This window comes from Paenibacillus sp. J31R109 (genome assembly GCF_059692055.1).
Map to the genome: position 1 here is coordinate 104711 of NZ_JCAUAR010000003.1, position 17379 is coordinate 122089.

Sequence of the window (17379 nt, forward strand, 5' to 3'; positions counted from 1 at the left end):
CGGGCTTATCGACTGATTAAACTTTTAGAATATCTATTAATCGTGCCGCCAAGTTCTCACCCATAATCATGTGACCATAATCAGAAGGGTGCAAAAGATCCGTCGTTAACCCTGCTGCAACATCCGTCAAAATATCATGACCATGGATAAAGTGCAGATTAGAATGCGCTAACTCCCCATGCAGACGAAGCAAGATTTCGTTAAACTGATGGTTCCTAATCCCGCTAATGTTATCTTTATCACGCAAAAAATTAGAGCTGTTTGGATAGATCGAGATGATCACAATCGGTTTATCAGGATGATGCTTGGTCACCGTGTTCAACAGATATCGAACTCTCTCTTCGAATTGCTCCGCTGTAAATCGCTGCCTCATATTGACCCCAAGCTCAAGAGTAGCGATATCCCAATCATCTTGACTTGCCAAATAATCAGCTATTTCGGGCTCACACTGGCAAGCGCCTGATAAGCCATTACACATCACATCCACACCTAGTCTTCTTGCTGCTTGCTCTATGTACGATAGATGATGCGTGGTCGCACTTACTCCATGCGTAATAGATGAGCCGTACGCCAGCCATTTTAACTTCGGTGATTCCCCTGCTTCTGGTGGTCTTACGGAATGGCCCATCGCATCCAGCTCGTGAAAGACAGCAGAGAAACCGCGGCTCATTGCAACGCGCCACACATGTGGGGAGAAACGCCTTCCTTCTAACATCTCTGGCTGCACTTCAGCAAATTTCTCTGGCTGCTTTAGCGTAATCCCCGTTAATCTACCTTCTTGAAGTCGATGAATGGAATGAAAAAAATCTCCTCGATACACCACCACATCGCCATCCGCGTCAAGTGCTGTAAGGTAAATCTTGACGTTACTTGCCGTAGTTACGAAGCGAATCTCACATCCGGTGGAAGTTTGCGCGGCAAGACGTCCATTCTCGTTACTTGGCCAACCGAGCGATTGACGAACAGAGGCCGGCAGCCTGCGCAGCCGCCACCCCGCCATGCCTGCACTCGTCTCCAGTTCCGCGACATTATAAAATTCCAAGTTATGAACGATCATTCCCCTATGTCCTCCCTCAATTTATCTCGCTAATTATTCGCTATCCAACTCATCTATGTGTTCATAAACAGAGTGATTCAATACCTTCATGGCCTCCAAAAGTGGCTCATAAGGCGTAAACTCAATCGTCACAATGCCCTTATTCGCATCTTGATTAGAAGGATCTGAACGATTATCCAAGGGATCGTTATCGATATATTTGAACCAGTGCCAGCCGACACAAGATTTGCTTTTCATCAGTGCAAGTGTGAAATTGTGATAGAAGGAGCCACGGTCTTCTTGCGTTTTCACAATCCAACCCGCTCCTGTTTGATTGGCGAAAGCTGGGCTCTCCCCTTTGGTATACCATTCTGTGATCATGACGGGCTTACCTGACCAAGCCTCCCACTGCAGCATCGTCTCCAGATTTGGCGTCCAGTAGCCATAATAATTGAAGGAGATCACATCCGCATAGTGCCCGGCAGCCTTCCACAAATAGGGATTTCTCTCCTGATTATACGGGGAATGCAATCTCGATCCAAGATATAAATGATTGGGATCTGCCTTCTTAATTGCCCCAGCGACGATGCGATAATAGGTCTCCGCCACATACCCGACGAATTGCGCTCGATCATCGCGGGAAATCTCCCGAATATCAGCATCATAGCCTTTCTTATCTCTAATCCATTGCTTTGCTGCCTGATTGCCCGGATCCACGGCGTCTAACTGTAAATATTTTTCCAGTAAATCCGGGTGAAATGGGAGCTCATTATCCGAAAAATGTCCCAAGAGGAATGGATCATCTGCATACTTGGTCAATTGCTGCGCATGCTTCTCGCAGAATGCTTCAAACTCGGGATCGAATACAAAGATGCAATCATTGGGATAGCCGGTATGCCCTGGTGCTGAATAAGTACCTCCTCGTTCCTTGCCGTAACTGCTCATGAAATTCCAAATCTCTGTGTAGACAACGGGAATATCGGCGTTTCGAATAAGGTCTGTTCTAGACCACGATCCTGTGCCATTAAAGCCATTTTCCTTGAGAAGCGCAATGGTGTGGTTCATCCAAGTCTGCTCATGAGCAAATTTCGTCGCTAAGGCTTTTGCTGCCCGTTGTGAGGTCGTCGTATTCACACTCGTAACGGCCTTATGAATAAACAGGCATCCTTCCGGGTCAATGAGCCACCAGCGGCCGCCAAGCTTGGCCGTACGAAAATAACCCGTTGCCTCGCATTGTCGATCTACTCTGCCCCCATATCTATTCAAAGGAGGCCCGGTTACATCCGTGCGTGCTTGCTCAGGGGAAGCCAAAACATGCGTGTCATAGGGAATCCAATCCAAATGGGGCTTCATCTTGGCGCTTACTTTTATTTTTCTTTGGGACAGTGACATCGTAACAAACTCCTTCGCTCGAGAAAATAACAGTCTTTGTTATCCTGCTTGACTCAGGACAACAAAGACTGCTTGATTAATATTGGTTATATATGCGGTAAAGCAACACGGCTGCTTCAGCTCGAGTCGTGTAACCCAGCGGATGGATGCCGTCTGCATCCCCTTGAATGAGCTTCTCTCTTATCAAAAGAGCGATCTTAGCCTTCGCGTAATCAGCAACGAGTTCGCGGTCGGGGAAGGCCTCAAGTTCGAGGTCAATATCCGTGTGAACAAGCTTGCCTGCCGCCTCTAGAGCTCGCTGCGTCAGGACCATCATATCCTGCCGAGTGATCGCCGCTTCCGGATGAAAACGGCCACTTTCGTCGCCCTCTGTAATGCCCAACACTGTGGCAATTCGCACGGCGTCATAATAATAATCCACAGACTTTACATCCGCTAAGACCTTACCACCTTCAGCCCTCAGCCCCAGCGTTCTTACTAAAAGCTGGAGGAAATCCGCACGCGTTACCTCCTCTGCAGGCGTATACGTAAGTTCGGAAGTGCCTCCAATAATCCCCTTGGAAGCAAGGACCTCAATTGCATGTGATGCCCATTCGTGCTTGCTCAGATCTTGGAATGTCTTCTCCACAAAGCCAACAGCATATTTCCCCGGTTGCGTAGTTGTAAACTTAATTTCACCATTCGTTGCATCATATTTACCACTAGTAACCGGACTTAATTGTCCTTGTTCATCCACCATCCAGATGACGAGCTGTTCGGATTTTGCAGCTTCTCGGGCAGTTGGGTGATACGGAATTGTCACCGTAACCGCTTCGGACAAATAACCCCGTTCAAGCGGTTTACCATTGACCTTCAGGCTTAGCTCAACTATCGGTCTTTCAGCTGTTCCAGATCCGAGTGGCCCCTTCAGTGTAGATCGATCAACCTGCCCGATTACGATAGACACAACATCACTTGGCGCGACTTCTGCTGATGGGAGCATATTCGCCGGGAGTATCACAGTGGCCAACTCCGTCTTCAGAACAAGTTGCTCTTTCTCCTCGCCTGATGCTACCCAACGGCTGGACAAGACAGTTTCGTATGCTTGCGCATCCTTCACCTTATTGATGCTGAAAGAAATCGACTTCATTCCTTGTGGATTGGGCTGTGTGGAGGCAAAGGCCTTCGTTACCTTGTCATCCGAAAGTTCAGCTCTAGCCGTCCGTGTACCTTCCACCATAGTAGGAGTTATGACGTCTTCTGGGTCCGAATGTATTTGCGGTGGTATTCCAATTGAAGGTGACTCTTCGGATTCTCGCTGCCCAGCTCCCCATAGTTCCAGTGTTGGAAGCTTTCCGGTTTCTCCTTCTCTCGCACCAATACGTACAACATCTCCATCATTCACTTCTAGATATTGGCGTTTCTCCTTCATGATCAAGAACGTTACAGCGTTTCCTTCTTGTCGGTGGAGGAAATCAGTCACATCGAGTGTGCTATACCCGCCTGTTTTGTCAAAGGTGATGACACCAACAGGCTCCGCTTGCTCGCCAAGTTCTGTCGCAAAGGCAGCATGGCGGTTCAAGTTTGGTGCCGTCGCACCAGTAATCGTCGTTTCTGACCAACTGTTGTCGCGTAGTCCATACACCTGTAAAGTTTGACGGTCACTTACAGAAGAAGCTGCCAATTGACCAAACAGATTCAAGAAAATCGACTTCGAAGAAGCTGTTTCTTCATTAAGCGGAAACTTTACATAAGCAGCAGAATTGTCATCCAAATTGCTAGTACTCTGCCGTACAGTCATTTCAGCCTGCCCACCATTGGCCAACGTGCTGTCTTGCCCCCATGCCACTTGCGCATCCTCGGAGGCTACCACTTGCATAGGTGCATCTTGAGCTGCGCCTTGCTGTACCGTGACCATCCATACGCTTTGCTTAGGTTGTAATTTCGATATCTTTTTACTTGCCCCCAGAGGCGCCCTGTAAACAACTTCCCCAAATCGGGTATCGCTGACCTCGCGAATGGTAACCAGATCTCCGGCTAACACATCCAAATCCGTTACATCAATGGTTGTGTTGTAATCGGATTTCTCACTCGTTTCCGGTATCCAGATCGCATACTTCTTCGTTTGTGCATCATAAGCGGTTGATGCTTGATAGAGCTCGTCATACGGTGCTGAAGCCGTCGTAGCGTATAGCGGACGCTCGTTACTAAAGCCTTCCGCGAACAAGCGCGTGACCTCGGCATTTTTCGTTGGTCCGCCAATATTAAAAATAGGATATGATTCCGAGGCGTACAACTCACGAATTTTAATGGGTCCATTAGCCGTTGAAGTCAATCTAATTTTGTTTGTAGACACGGGTTCCATTAGGATGACAGACTTGAAGTTGTCCGTCTGACTGCCTACGCTGGCTAAGTCCTTCCAACCGTCTCCGGTTTCATTTGCCGCCTGAATTTTAAAATTACCGAATGTCCCCGTGTATTTATTTCCCGAAGAGCTGTACTGGGCATCCCCAAGATCCACGATCAGGTGCCGCAGCGTCTTCGTTTCCTGCAAATCAATTTCCAGAGAGTGGCTAGCACCCGCACCGCTCACCCAAGCGGAGGAATCCGTCAGGTCTCCGTCCGTCACTTTGGCTGCGCTGCCTGAATTGGAGCTGGCCTGAACAGACTTTCCATACAGCACATTTTGGGTCGGATCCAAGAAGCGATCATACATATAATGCACGCTGTTGCGGTTCATCCCGTTATATAATTCACTAAATTTAAACTGGTACATCCCCAATGCGCCTTTTTGCATCGCAGCCTGCCAAATGCTCGCTTGTGAGCGGAATACAAACGGCGTATCACTCGTTTCTGTTTTGGTCTTCCAGTTCGCAACACCCGCATAGTTAAACTCGGTGTATATGATCGGAAACGTCTTGTGCGTTGGCGCATATTGTTCCATCAACCCGTTAATATCATCAAAATCCTTTGTAAAAATACCAGGTTTACTGTTATAACGGTGCTGAACAAACCAATCCACAATGTCATAGTTGACCGTTGCTCCCGTATAATCCGTGCGGTTGTTTCTTACTACACTTTTGGCAATATCGCTAGTCGCGCTGGAAGCCAGCGTAGGCGCTGCCAGCACAGGCTTGAGCGATTTCCCTTGGATTCTGTTCACATCCTCAATTGCGCTTCGCACAGCATCCGAATAGATTTTCAATAAGAAAGAGAACTTCTCAACTTCCACGGCACGCTGCAACGGTGTGTCGCCTTTGATGAACGATTCCGGCTCATTCGGTCCCTCATATTGTGCTGCATCGTACTTGCCAGCCAAATAGAATACGATGGCGTAGATCATTTGCCAATTCTTCCAAGATCTCTGCCATTTATCCGATTCGTCCCCATAGCTATAATCCGAAATATGCATCTCTGTCATAACATCCACGCCTAATTTCTTGAACTGCTCATAGGAATAATCCATGTGATATTCCTTATCTGCGTCCCACAAATCATGCATATTGTTTGTAATGGATGTCCATTTTAGATAATTCTCATTGCTCAGTTCCCGATTCATCGATTGTCTTAACAGTGCTTTTTGCGAGTTAAAATCGGATAAGCTGCTTACCAGTGGTTTGCTGACGTTATTTTCACCAATGAAACGCGTCGGAGCTACCCAATACCGCACCGCGTTCATGTGCGAATAGTTGTACCAGGCGGGAGTATTGTCACCCTCCAACATATTCATCCCGCTGAAGCCTACGTATTTCATCGACTTGCCAATGACTTGATTGCTCACCTTCACAGTAGCTTCTGATGGATCTTCATAAACCGTCACTTTGTAACTTTTGGTCGATCCATTCTCCGCTTTCACTGTAAACAACACTGGATTGCGGTAATCCATTGGCGTCGTGCCGCTGGTTTGAACATTTCCGCCAACTTCCACCTGCGTTCCCGTTGTTGCGAACGAAGCAACCAAGTTAGTCAAATCCGTACCTTTAGGTACAATGACATCAATACTGTTGTCATAATTGTCCTTCATGGTATACATCCCACCGCCTGCTGCGGCAATCGTCCGAGAGATGAGATTGGAACGAATCGTACCATTTGCTGCCGGGGTTAATGCTTGGAAACTAAAGGATGTAAGGTCCATCGTATCCGCCTGTAAAGTAACCACGACGGTGTACTCAACTACCGATCCATCTGCGGCATGCACGAGATACTTAACCTCATTCGCAAAGCTATTCGTCGTGAGGCCACTCTTTTGATCGATACCGTTCACAGTAACGAAGCTGCCATCCGCAGCCCAATAAGCGATAACGTTAGTGAGATCCATACCGATAGGACCCTTAACGGTAATGTGGTTACCGTTTATGTCGCCGGAGAGGAGCTGAGGGCCATTCTTCAAGGCAAAAGAAGTGATTGCTTTCGCTGTGCTGACTTGCGGTTGAACGGTGACCGTTGTCAAGCTTTGAATCGCCCGATTGGACACGCTCAACGCTTTAATCACAGCAGTGCCCGCACCGATGCCCGTAACATTCCCATGTAGGTCAACGATTGCAACGTCCGGATTGGAGGTGCTCCACAGGATACGTTGGTCAGCCGCTGCTGGGAGAACCTCAGCTTGCAACGTTCGCTTCCCCCCTATGAGTAAGTTTTCATTGGGTGGCGTTAGTATCGATGTTGCTCCGGCCAACACGTTGTACACCTCGATTTCAGAGAAGAACGCAATGTCCAAATTGTCCTCTTCCGTAATAACAAGTCGAATGTACTTGGCTTTAACTGTATTGAAATTAGCTTCCAGAACAGCCCCGACGGATGTACCTTCATAAAGCTTCTGCCAAGCTTCCCCGTCAGATGAGCCATATAAAGCGAAACCAACCGTTCGATAGGCACCAGCACGCAGCTGTTCTTTGAGCACAATTTTATTAACCGATTTCACTTCCTGCAGATCAATCTGTGCATAATAAGGAAACGCATCTGTACTAAGCCTTCTCCAGGCTGTACTAACATCTCCGTCTACAAGCATTTCAGCCGTATTTTTATAAAAACCGATGCTCGTCACCTGAACAGGGGCTCCAAGCGCCATATTGACAGGGTTGCTGCCAAGCTCCTTATACACGCGAACTTCATAATTGCGATACGAATCGTCATCGGCATACACCGTATAAGTCACTGTGTTGCTAAAATCCTGCGCCGTCACGCCGCTAACTGGTGTCCCCCCACTAACTTGAATCCTCTTCCCGACGTAGGAGAAGGTTGGAACCAAAGCCGTGAGTGAGGTATCGGCCGGGACAACCATATTCACACTGTTTCCTTCTACAAGAGCATGAATTGAGGGGCTCAACTCACCAAATGAAAAAGAAGTTAACTCTTTCTGCGAAGGTGTCCGGTAACTGACATTGACTTGATATTCCTGCCACGAAAGATCTTCCGCATAGACCCGGTAAGTTACAGGCTGGGTAAAATCATTTACCGTCACACCGCTTGTCTGGCGTGTATTGTTCGCATATACAGCCTCGCCCGTTGTCTGATACTGAGCCGTAAGCGCATTCAAGTTACTGCCTTGCGGAAGCTGAATGGTTATATCACGCGTTGACTGATCAATATAGCCAAAAACTTTCGGTGTTACATTGTCAATCGCAAACTCTGTAAATTCTTTCTTATTGGACACGATCACCGTCACATTGGAGATTGCGAAGAAAGCTGGATTAGAAACGCTGGTTGCACGGATTTGCGCTGTTCCCATTCCCACCGCTGTAACAAGACCACTGTTGCTCACGGTAGCTACGCCTGCATCACTGCTGGTCCAGCTTACATCGCCGTCAGCACCTGTTGGATTCACGACAGCTGTTAATTGCTCGGTGGAGCGCTTATTCATTGTAAACGACGTATTACTTAACGTAACACTCGTAACAGGAACGAAGTTACTCACTTCAAATTCTGCAATAGCTACAACATTCGTTCTATCCGTAATGGACAGCTTGATATACTGAGCTTGAACCGTTGGAAAATCAAAAGTCGTATAGTCTGCACTGCCAATTTGCTTGCCTGAAGTGACCCCAAGGTCTACCCAGTTCGTCCCATCCGACGAGTAGTGCAGGGTAAACGCGGTTGCTCGGTTCCCGTAATCGATCCCCCCGATTATCGGCGCAATTAATTTAATACGGTTGAAGCTTTTCACACTGCCAAGATTGAGCTGAAGCCAGGGTGTAGTCTCTGTTGAAATATGTCTCCATGCTGTATTCAGTGCGCCATCAATGGCTGTGGTAGTTCCCCAAATTGGAGTAGCATTATAGGGTTTCGTGCTGGAAACCGTTGCTGACCGAGCCAAATTATCAGCCGGTGCGGCAGCTGCCTTGTTTCCTGATAGAAGTACACCGGGACTTAGCATTTGCAGCAGTAAAGCAAGAATGAGAACCCATTTTATCGGTTGCTTGTTAAAAATCCTTGGTTTGTTCATCAAACTGTCCTCCCTTCATTTAAAAGAAAAACTGTCACAGCCTTCAAAGCAGCCTGCTGTGCTGTTGTCTCCGTTCCGTATCCGAAGCCATGGCCAACCTGCGGGAGCACAATCAATTCCGCGTGACCGCCATCCCGAACCACACGGTCACAAAAAGCTCGTGAATGTGCCAATGTCGTCGTTTGATCTTCATCTCCTTGGACAAGAAGAAAAGGTATCGACACCCGAAGATCTCTCTCGATCGGTGAGGCCAATCGGTACTGCTCCGGCTGCTCTTCTCGGCTTCCGCCCATAAAATCCAGCACAAACTGCCTATCAATACGTAAATCCGTTACGGGACAGTAAGCAACAACCGCACTGGGTCTTGTATCCAGATAAGTAAGCTCAGCCGTAACGCCAAGCTCATCATTCGGCTGCAGCAGCGCCAGCATAATAGCTAAGTGACCACCCGCTGACGACCCGAAAGTAATGATTCTTTCTGCATGAAATGCATACTGCTCAGCGTTCTCCTTCAGATAAGACATTGCAAGGCGAACATCTTCGATCTGCGATGGGAACTGATGTGTTGGTGCAAGTCGGTAGCTGACGTTCGCACAAGCGTACCCTTGTGCGGCGTAATATTCCGCTACGTTATGCCATTGTGTCCGGTTCCCCCCCGTCCAGCCCCCGCCGTGAATAAACAGCAAGCATGTGCCTGTTTCATTCTTTTCTGGAAGAATGAGATCCATCGTTCTTTCAGGTAAATGCGATTTGCTATACCTCACGTTTGTAAGCCTTTTCATTTCATCCACTCCTTCCCCATCTCAACCTCCGTTCAAAGAAAAGAGGGAGTTGCCTCCCCCTCTTTATTTCTTACTGTTTTTATTAACCCAGTCGGTGACTTCTTTAATTAACTGATCGCCACCCTGCTTCCGGTATGTTTTGACAAATTCGTCGAAAGAATCAAGCGGTGCTTTACCTAAAATAATTTTCGCAGCCGCTTCCTGGAATAGAGCTCCTTCATACTTCAAGTCTGGGAAATCCAGATAAGCTTGAGGTGTCGGCATCGAAGCGGTCAAGTTCGGAACGCCTTCTTTCTCTGATAGGGCGATAGCTTCCATTGTACGATCATAGTAAAGCTGCTGCTCAGGTGTACGCTTCAGGACTTTTTCTACCGCATCGGAAGGTGTCAACAAGAAGATGTTGCGTCGAATCGCAGATTTGTCCGCTTTATCCTTCTCTGTGTCGTAAATAATTTTATCGCCTTCACGCTTAAACGTCTCTCCTTCAAAACCGAACGCATTAAAGAGTTGCCCTTCATCCGAAACAAGCCAATCAAATAACTTCACCACGGCTTCCGGGTGCTTCGAATTTTTCATAACAATAAACACACGGTCTACAGCATTATGTACAGCACCAACTGGTCCGTCATATCCGGTTGCTTTCGGTGTAGGAATGGTAATCAGTAACGGTTTCTTATCTGGTAAACCTGCGGCTACTTTATCATTCCAGTTGCCCGCTGAGCCTGGTTGGTGAACGAACAGACCCACCTGATCGGAAGTCAGCTTCTTCTGCCACACAGGACTTGTATTCGTTAGGAACTCTGAATCCAATAGCTTTTCATCGTACATTTTTTTCAAGAACCCAAGGGCTTCCTTCATGCTTGGATGGATGACAGCCGGAATGATTTCATTGCCAACTTTATGGAACGAATTCGTCCCAATTCCCCACATGCCGGGGATATTATTCCACCAAGAAATTTTCTCGCGCATGGAGAACGGAATATCATCCTTCTTGCCGTTGCCGTTCGGATCCTTATCCCGGAACGCGCGCAGCATATCTAGCAGCTCATCAGAAGTTTTGGGAATACCCACTCCGACTTTATCCATCCAGTCCTTGCGAACATACATGACATAATTGGATTTGGACTGTGTAACATCTGGAATGGCCATAATCTTGCCACCTAATGTGACAGCATCCCAGGAGGCTTGGGGGATTTTCTTTTTCAAATTAGGTCCATATTTATCAATTAACTCATTCAATTCAACCGCTTGACCATTTGTTACAGGCTCTGCATTGCGGGAGAATCCGAATGTTTGGTAGACATCCGGCATATCACCCGAAGCAAATTTCAATCTCAATTTCTCCGCATACTGCCCATGAGACAGCAGCTCAAGATCCAGATCAATATTCGTTTTCTCACCGATGTACTTAACAAATTTTGTATCTTTGAAGTTCTGATCCGGCAGCGGCTGGGACATATCGGAGTTAAACATTCTAATTTTGACGGGTTCTTGCTTGACAGGAGTCCCGCTGGTTGCAGCTGGAGCTGTCCCATTCCCACTGGAACAAGCAGCTGTCACCGCGATTAAGCCTGTTAAACTAGCTAACCCCGCTTTTTTTAATCTCATTTTTAACAACCTCCATGAGTATAATGAACTTGCTATATATGCAAGCGCGTCAACGCTTTCATAACAATTGTTTTATCCTTTAACAGAACCGATAAGGGAGCCTTTAATAAAGTGCTTTTGAATAAAAGGATAAATGAGCATAATGGGAACTGTCGCTACCATAATCGTGGCCATCTTGATACTCTCCGGCGATGTATCGACGCTAAGATCTGCAACCGAGGAAGACATCTCATTCGTGTTTCCTTGATTAATCATCGAATAGAGATACAACTGGAGCGTCTGCAGCTTGACATTGGTAATATACATCATGGCACTGGAATAATTGTTCCAATGGCCTACCGCGTAATAGAGGATTAATGTTACAAGGATGGGCAATGACAAAGGCAGCGCAATTCGGAATAACACGCCATATTCACTCATGCCATCTACCTTTGCAGCCTCGAAAAGTTCTTCGGGCAAGTTCCGAAAGAAAGTCAGGCATAGAATCATATTAAATGCACTTAAGGCAGAGGGGATAATTAACGCCCAGAGCGTGTTAACCATTCCTAGAGATTTGACTACTAGAAACGTAGGAATCATTGGTGCATGAAAGATCATGGTGAACACGATGAAGAGCATAATCCACTTTTTCCCATGAAGTCCTTGACGCGAGAGCGGATAAGCCATAATGACCGTCATCAACATATTTAAAAGAGTTCCAACTACCGTAATCAACAAACTAACCCGAAAGGACCGCCAGAATGCGCTATTCTCTATAACCACTTTATAGTTATCCCAGTTCATCTCTACGGGAAGCAGCTTGACCTTGGAATGAATGAGTGCATAAGTCGAACTAAGTGAACCAGATGCAACATGCATAAATGGCAGCAAGACCATCAGACAAATGGCGATCAGAAACGCAAGATTTCCTATATCAAACAATCTAGAGCCCAGTGTCTCCTTTATTTTCATATCCCGAATACCTCCTTTCCCTTAATACAAGCTTTCTCCTGTTGTCGCTTTACTCATCCCATTCGCAATCACAAGCATCAACAATCCAATAACTGATTTAAAGAGCCCTATCGCTGTCGTCAGACTGTATTGTCCATTGATAATACCAGCCCGATAAGCATATGTATCCAACACATCCCCAACGGAATAGGTAATCGGTGTCAGAAAGACATAGATTTGCTCAAAACCGATATCTAGAATGTGTCCGACCTTTAGCAGCAACAAGATCATAATCGCAGGCAAGAGTCCCGGGAAGGTAATGTACTGAAACTGCTTCCAACGACCTGCTCCATCAATTTTTGCTGCCTCGTAAAGGGCGGGATCTATGCCAGCCAGCGCTGCCAAGAAAATAATGGCGCTCCATCCCATCTCTTTCCACATTCCAGCACTCACGACGAGTGTCCGGAAGTATTCAGGTGTACTCAACAGCTGAATGGGATCTTGGCCTAACTCAACCAACACTTGATTCACGATGCCCGTTTGTGTCGAAAAGAGCACATACACGAGCCCGAAAATAATCGTCCACGACAAAAAGTGGGGTAAGTATAGAATCGTTTGAATGATACGTTTCGCTACCATCGAGCGCAGCTCATTTAACAAACAAGCGATAACAATCGGAGCTGGAAATGAAAAGATTAGTTTATAAAAGCTTAGTATTAAGGTGTTCTTTAAAAGTCGTGTGAACTGTGGATACGTAAACAACTGCTCGAACCATTTCAACCCCACCCATTTGCTAGAAAGCAAACCAGTAAAAATATTGTAATCCTTAAAGGCAATAAATGAACCCATCACGGGAATGTACTTAAACACGATCAGGTATAGGATACCTGGAATAAGCAGGATATATAGCGCTTTATTTCGTGCGATATATCGCAAGGATTCACTTCGCTGCCTCGTCTTTAATGCTTGGTGTTGTGTGCCAGTTATCGATTCTTTACTTACAGCAGAAAAACTTTCCGCCATATTCATCCTCTCTCCTTCCATGCTGTCGCATCTTGTCTATGTGTTTATTCTAATCGCCCCTGAAGAATCACACCATGAGAGAAAGTAATTAAGTTCTAGGAGGATAGTCTACTTCGCCAAAGTTTTTTTCTATTCGCTGATAAAAGAAATAGACCCCGAAGCACTGGTTAGCGCCTGGGGCCTCTTATCTTATTCCATCCTCTTCTTGTACTCAGCCGGCGTGCGTCCAAAATGCTTTTTGAAAAGCTTTGCAAAGTAGATTGGATCATCATAGCCAACCTGATCGGAAATTTCATAGTTCCTCAAATTCGTATGCAACAGCAGATCTCTAGCCTTCTTCATGCGCTCGGCAACGATGTAATTCCAAATTGTCGTATTGGTCTCCTGCTTGAATTGCATAATCAAGTAACTTCGGCTTATGCCTACAAGATCAGCTAATTCCTGAAGATTGATTTTATCCGTACTATGCTTTTGAATATAATCAATGACATGGTCAATTACTTTCTTCCCCTTCTGATCCCGTACGCCCTTAATGGCAGCTAACATCTGATTCGCCCCTTCTTCCAAGCGGCGCACAGCACAAAGTCGGAAATAACTTCTCATTTTGGTATAAGGAATTGTTTTCTCACCGAGCCCAAGATCTCTTCCTTCATGGAGATGAAACTGCACCTTTTCAGTATGCAATTCTTCAATGACCGTATGCAGCCAGATCATCGTCAACGTGTTAAGTAAATAAGGCTTTCCCTCAATCCACTGCTCCAACAGTTCCAACGTATCTACAATTAGAATCGGCATCGTTTCAAACTGCTGCGAGCGGATATGCTCCACCCACTTATCCAGCATTTCGCGATGGTGAGGGAGTTTTTTAATAAAAAGTGACATGGCAGCTTGATGCCGTTGATCTTCCAATCGCTGTGTACACTTATCCAATGCTTGTTTAAGTGCTTCCTTTTCAACAGGTTTGAGAATGTAGTCTATGGCATCCAGTTGAATACTTTTCTTGGCATACTCAAAATCGCTATAGCTAGAAACAATGATGCTGACCATCCATGGATATTTGTTTTTCATCTCACGAATCAATTCGAGACCGTTCATCACAGGCATTCTGACGTCAGTAATAACCAGGTCCGCATAATGATTGTCCAGCCATTCCAAAGCTTTCTGCCCGTTCACTTCTTCGCCAGCCACAACGATAGTTTCATCTAATTCCTCTACCGATTTAATTAAACTACTGCGAATCACATGTGCGTCATCCACAATCAATACTCGAATCATTGCGTTTCCTCCATCTTCTTAAGTTGAGGGTGTGCAGGGAAGAAAATTTCAATACCTGCTCCCCCTTCCGGCATATTAAAAATACGAAGACCTGCCGACTGAGGACGGTAATACATTTTGAGCCTGTAATGTACGTTAAGAAGACCAACAGATGACAGCTTGCGATACATCGCCTCCGTATCCTCCATCGCTAGAAGTTGCTCGAGTTCGGCAAGTTTTTCTCTTGTGAATCCCTTTCCATTGTCCGAAATGTGAATATAGATAACGTCATCTATTTGCTTAGCTATCATACGAATCGTCAAAGGCTCACCTGTTGCTTCAAAACCATGTTTTACGCAATTTTCTACAAGCGGCTGAAGGATCGCTTTAAGACAGACAGCATCCAAGATGCTATCGTCGATCTCCATGGAATACGTAATATCTTCCCTGTGCAAAATGCCGATGATATAGAAATAATCTGTCACATGTCCCATTTCTTCCTTTAGTGTGACAACCGACTGCAAGTAGCTAGATGTGTATCTAAGCATTTTGGATAAAGAAATAGCTGTCCGTTCGATGGGCTCGTGATTAATTAAATTTGCCATCGAATTAATGGATTCCAGCGCATTATACAGAAAGTGCGAATGGATTTGCGACTGCAGTGCGGATTGAACCGCCTCTTTTTGCAGCGCTTTGGATTCGGCTAACTGTTCAACCGAGATATTCAAGTCACTCAGCATCTTATTGTACACCCTGCCCAGGTCAGCCACCTCATCAACGCCGTTAATCACGACTTGCGTTTGCAAGTTGCCCACTTGCGTTAACAGAATCGTGCGACGAAGACTTTGCAGTCCTCTCGTAAAAGAGGCGGATATAAATAGGATGAGCAAGATGGAGATAGCCACGCTTACGATAGCAATGAACACCGTCACATTCCGCATGCGATAGATCCCGCTAGCAATTTCGGGATAAGGAACTCGAATAATAGACTTCCACCCCGTATACGGAATAGTCTGAAATACGAGCATCTCTTTCGAGTTCTCCGTCAAAAAGCTGCCGCTTGGCGAAGACTGCAGTCGTTTCACGATATAAGGATTCAGCATCGTCAAGATATCTGCTTCTTGCGGGGAACCGATAATTTGCCCCTTGCTATCGCTAATCAGCGCTACACTTTTCTGACTAAGCATAATCTTCTGGAGGATTTTTTTAATGGGCTCGAGTGAGATATCCATTTTGACATAGCCTCCTCCATTATAGAATTGAAAACGCTTAACCATCGTAATAATAGGAAGCCCATCAATATCGCGATTGCCATTGAAATAGGCGTCACTTTTGGAGACAAAGATATCAATCTGGTTGGACAGCTGAACGCGGTTAAACCACGTTTCCTTGGTCATGGAGTAATCCAGCTTAAGCACGTTCTGCGCACTACGGTAATGGATCTCGTTGCCATTCAAATTATAAAAAGTCATTGAAATAATCTCCGGATGCTGATTCACAAAAGGGAGAATATATTTTTGCTCAATTTCTCGGTACCGCTGATGATTCTCGAACACATTTCCCGCTTCCGCGAGCAGCCATTTTTGATATTCAAAGCTCGTACCTGCCAAGACAAAGCCATATTCATAGTCAGCCAAATACCGATTTAAATTTAGATTGGCCTGTTCAATAATCTGATTACTGAATTGTTCAATCTCGTGACGTATGGTCTTTGAACTCTCATAATAACTAATTAATCCGATTAAGGTAATGACCAGCAGCATTAATGTGGAGGTAGCGGCAATTAGTTTCCAGCGAAGAGATTTACGAATAAAAGTGAACATAAACAGCGTGCCTCCGGATCTGAATTTCATTGAAGTTAACCAAACGTTACAAGTATGACACAGAGAGGCTTCATCTTTCAATTACTTCACATTGTAAGTTCACTGCTGCTGTTTTGAATATAGGAAGATCGTATTTTTTCATGAGACAATCGGCTACAAAGAAAATATTAAAGAAAAGAAGACTCCTGTACGTTGTAACGAACAGTAGTCTTCCTATTAGATTCGATACTATTCTTATTCCTTCACAGAGCCAAGCGTAGCACCTTTCTCGAAGAACTTTTGGAAAAAAGGATAAGAGGCCACGAGTGGAAACATCGCCAGCAGGATGGCTGCCATTTTCACATTGAGTCCTAGATTCTGCGACATTGCTTCTGTAGAAGCGTCTGACCCTGTCTGTGAAGCGCCTACGACGACCATTTGTCTGAGCAGCGCTTGCAGCGGCCATTTCTCCGATTTCAAGTAAATAATAGCTTGGAAAAATTCATTCCATCTGTCCACCATGAAGAAGATCGTAAAGGTCGCAATAATAGGCGTAGAGAGTGGAATGACCACAGACCAAAGAATACGCGTCTCTCCTGCGCCATCAATGCGTGCTGCTTCATCCAAGCTTGGCGGAAGTGCCTGAAAGAAGGTTTTCATAATTAGAATTGTAAAAGCATTTGTAAGGACCGGAAGCATGACCGCCCAATAAGATTCCAACAATCCCAATGATTTCACCACTAAATAGTTGGGAATGATGCCGACTTGAAAAATTAAGGTTAAGAAAATAAGTGACATCATGACTTTGCGTCCCTTAAGCTCTTTTTTGGATAGGGCGTACGCTAACAAAATGGAGACAGCTACACCAAGTACCGTTCCAACAACCGTAATGAGGACTGTATTACCAACCGCCTTCATGAAGACCGGTGTAGAGAATAAATATTTGTAGGCATCAAGCGTCCATCTTGGTGGAAGTAAGAAAAAAGCACCGCTCTCCGAATCGGTAGAAAAACTAAACGAAACGGCAATCATATACAAAAAGGGAACGATGACGAATGCGCAAAAAACAAAAAGCAAAGCGGAAAGTGCTACGTCGTATAGTCTGAGTGATTTCATGTTCCGCCTCCT

Annotated in this window: 10 protein-coding genes; all 10 read right to left on the reverse strand. The window is 45.7% G+C overall.

All coding sequences use genetic code 11. From position 1 onward, the window contains the following. Nucleotides 1–16 precede the first annotated feature (16 nt). Complete coding sequence (locus AC58QT_RS10635) at nt 17–1057, reverse strand: SGNH/GDSL hydrolase family protein (RefSeq protein WP_497408942.1); 1041 nt, start codon at nt 1055–1057, stop codon at nt 17–19. Nucleotides 1058–1090: 33 nt separating this feature from the next. Continuing rightward, complete coding sequence (locus AC58QT_RS10640) at nt 1091–2428, reverse strand: hypothetical protein (protein WP_497408943.1); 1338 nt, start codon at nt 2426–2428, stop codon at nt 1091–1093. Nucleotides 2429–2504: 76 nt separating this feature from the next. Then, on the reverse strand, nt 2505–8852 hold the full coding sequence (locus AC58QT_RS10645; RefSeq protein ID WP_497408944.1) for a discoidin domain-containing protein: 6348 nt from the start codon (nt 8850–8852) through the stop codon (nt 2505–2507). Beyond that, a complete protein-coding gene (locus tag AC58QT_RS10650; protein ID WP_497408945.1) occupies nt 8852–9634 on the reverse strand; it encodes an alpha/beta hydrolase in 783 nt (260 codons plus the stop codon). Before AC58QT_RS10650 ends, AC58QT_RS10645 begins: the two co-directional genes overlap by 1 nt. A 63-nt stretch (nt 9635–9697) precedes the next feature. Then, nucleotides 9698–11242 carry an extracellular solute-binding protein gene (locus tag AC58QT_RS10655; protein WP_497408946.1) on the reverse strand — a complete coding sequence of 515 codons (1545 nt, stop codon included), beginning with the start codon at nt 11240–11242 and terminating at the stop codon, nt 9698–9700. 72 nt (nt 11243–11314) lie between these two features. Next, complete coding sequence (locus AC58QT_RS10660) at nt 11315–12193, reverse strand: carbohydrate ABC transporter permease (protein ID WP_497408947.1); 879 nt, start codon at nt 12191–12193, stop codon at nt 11315–11317. Between the two features lie 21 nt (nt 12194–12214). Next, nucleotides 12215–13195, reverse strand: a complete 981-nt coding sequence (locus AC58QT_RS10665; protein WP_497408948.1) for an ABC transporter permease — start codon at nt 13193–13195, stop codon at nt 12215–12217. Nucleotides 13196–13384: 189 nt separating this feature from the next. Beyond that, complete coding sequence (locus tag AC58QT_RS10670) at nt 13385–14470, reverse strand: response regulator transcription factor (RefSeq protein WP_497408949.1); 1086 nt, start codon at nt 14468–14470, stop codon at nt 13385–13387. Next, a complete protein-coding gene (locus AC58QT_RS10675; RefSeq protein ID WP_497408950.1) occupies nt 14467–16272 on the reverse strand; it encodes a sensor histidine kinase in 1806 nt (601 codons plus the stop codon). The genes AC58QT_RS10670 and AC58QT_RS10675 overlap by 4 nt, the downstream gene beginning before the upstream one ends. Nucleotides 16273–16506: 234 nt before the next feature. Next, nucleotides 16507–17367 carry a carbohydrate ABC transporter permease gene (locus AC58QT_RS10680; RefSeq protein ID WP_497408951.1) on the reverse strand — a complete coding sequence of 287 codons (861 nt, stop codon included), beginning with the start codon at nt 17365–17367 and terminating at the stop codon, nt 16507–16509. Between the last annotated feature and the right edge of the window lie 12 nt (nt 17368–17379).

What these genes read in the sequence shown, in the direction of transcription:
- AC58QT_RS10635 (WP_497408942.1), bottom strand. Translation starts at nt 1,057, where the DNA reads ATGATCGTTCATAACTTGGAATTTTATAATGTCGCGGAACTGGAGACG.
- AC58QT_RS10640 (WP_497408943.1), bottom strand. Translation starts at nt 2,428, where the DNA reads ATGTCACTGTCCCAAAGAAAAATAAAAGTAAGCGCCAAGATGAAGCCC.
- AC58QT_RS10645 (WP_497408944.1), bottom strand. Translation starts at nt 8,852, where the DNA reads ATGAACAAACCAAGGATTTTTAACAAGCAACCGATAAAATGGGTTCTC.
- AC58QT_RS10650 (WP_497408945.1), bottom strand. Translation starts at nt 9,634, where the DNA reads ATGAAAAGGCTTACAAACGTGAGGTATAGCAAATCGCATTTACCTGAA.
- AC58QT_RS10655 (WP_497408946.1), bottom strand. Translation starts at nt 11,242, where the DNA reads ATGAGATTAAAAAAAGCGGGGTTAGCTAGTTTAACAGGCTTAATCGCG.
- AC58QT_RS10660 (WP_497408947.1), bottom strand. Translation starts at nt 12,193, where the DNA reads ATGAAAATAAAGGAGACACTGGGCTCTAGATTGTTTGATATAGGAAAT.
- AC58QT_RS10665 (WP_497408948.1), bottom strand. Translation starts at nt 13,195, where the DNA reads ATGGCGGAAAGTTTTTCTGCTGTAAGTAAAGAATCGATAACTGGCACA.
- AC58QT_RS10670 (WP_497408949.1), bottom strand. Translation starts at nt 14,470, where the DNA reads ATGATTCGAGTATTGATTGTGGATGACGCACATGTGATTCGCAGTAGT.
- AC58QT_RS10675 (WP_497408950.1), bottom strand. Translation starts at nt 16,272, where the DNA reads ATGTTCACTTTTATTCGTAAATCTCTTCGCTGGAAACTAATTGCCGCT.
- AC58QT_RS10680 (WP_497408951.1), bottom strand. Translation starts at nt 17,367, where the DNA reads ATGAAATCACTCAGACTATACGACGTAGCACTTTCCGCTTTGCTTTTT.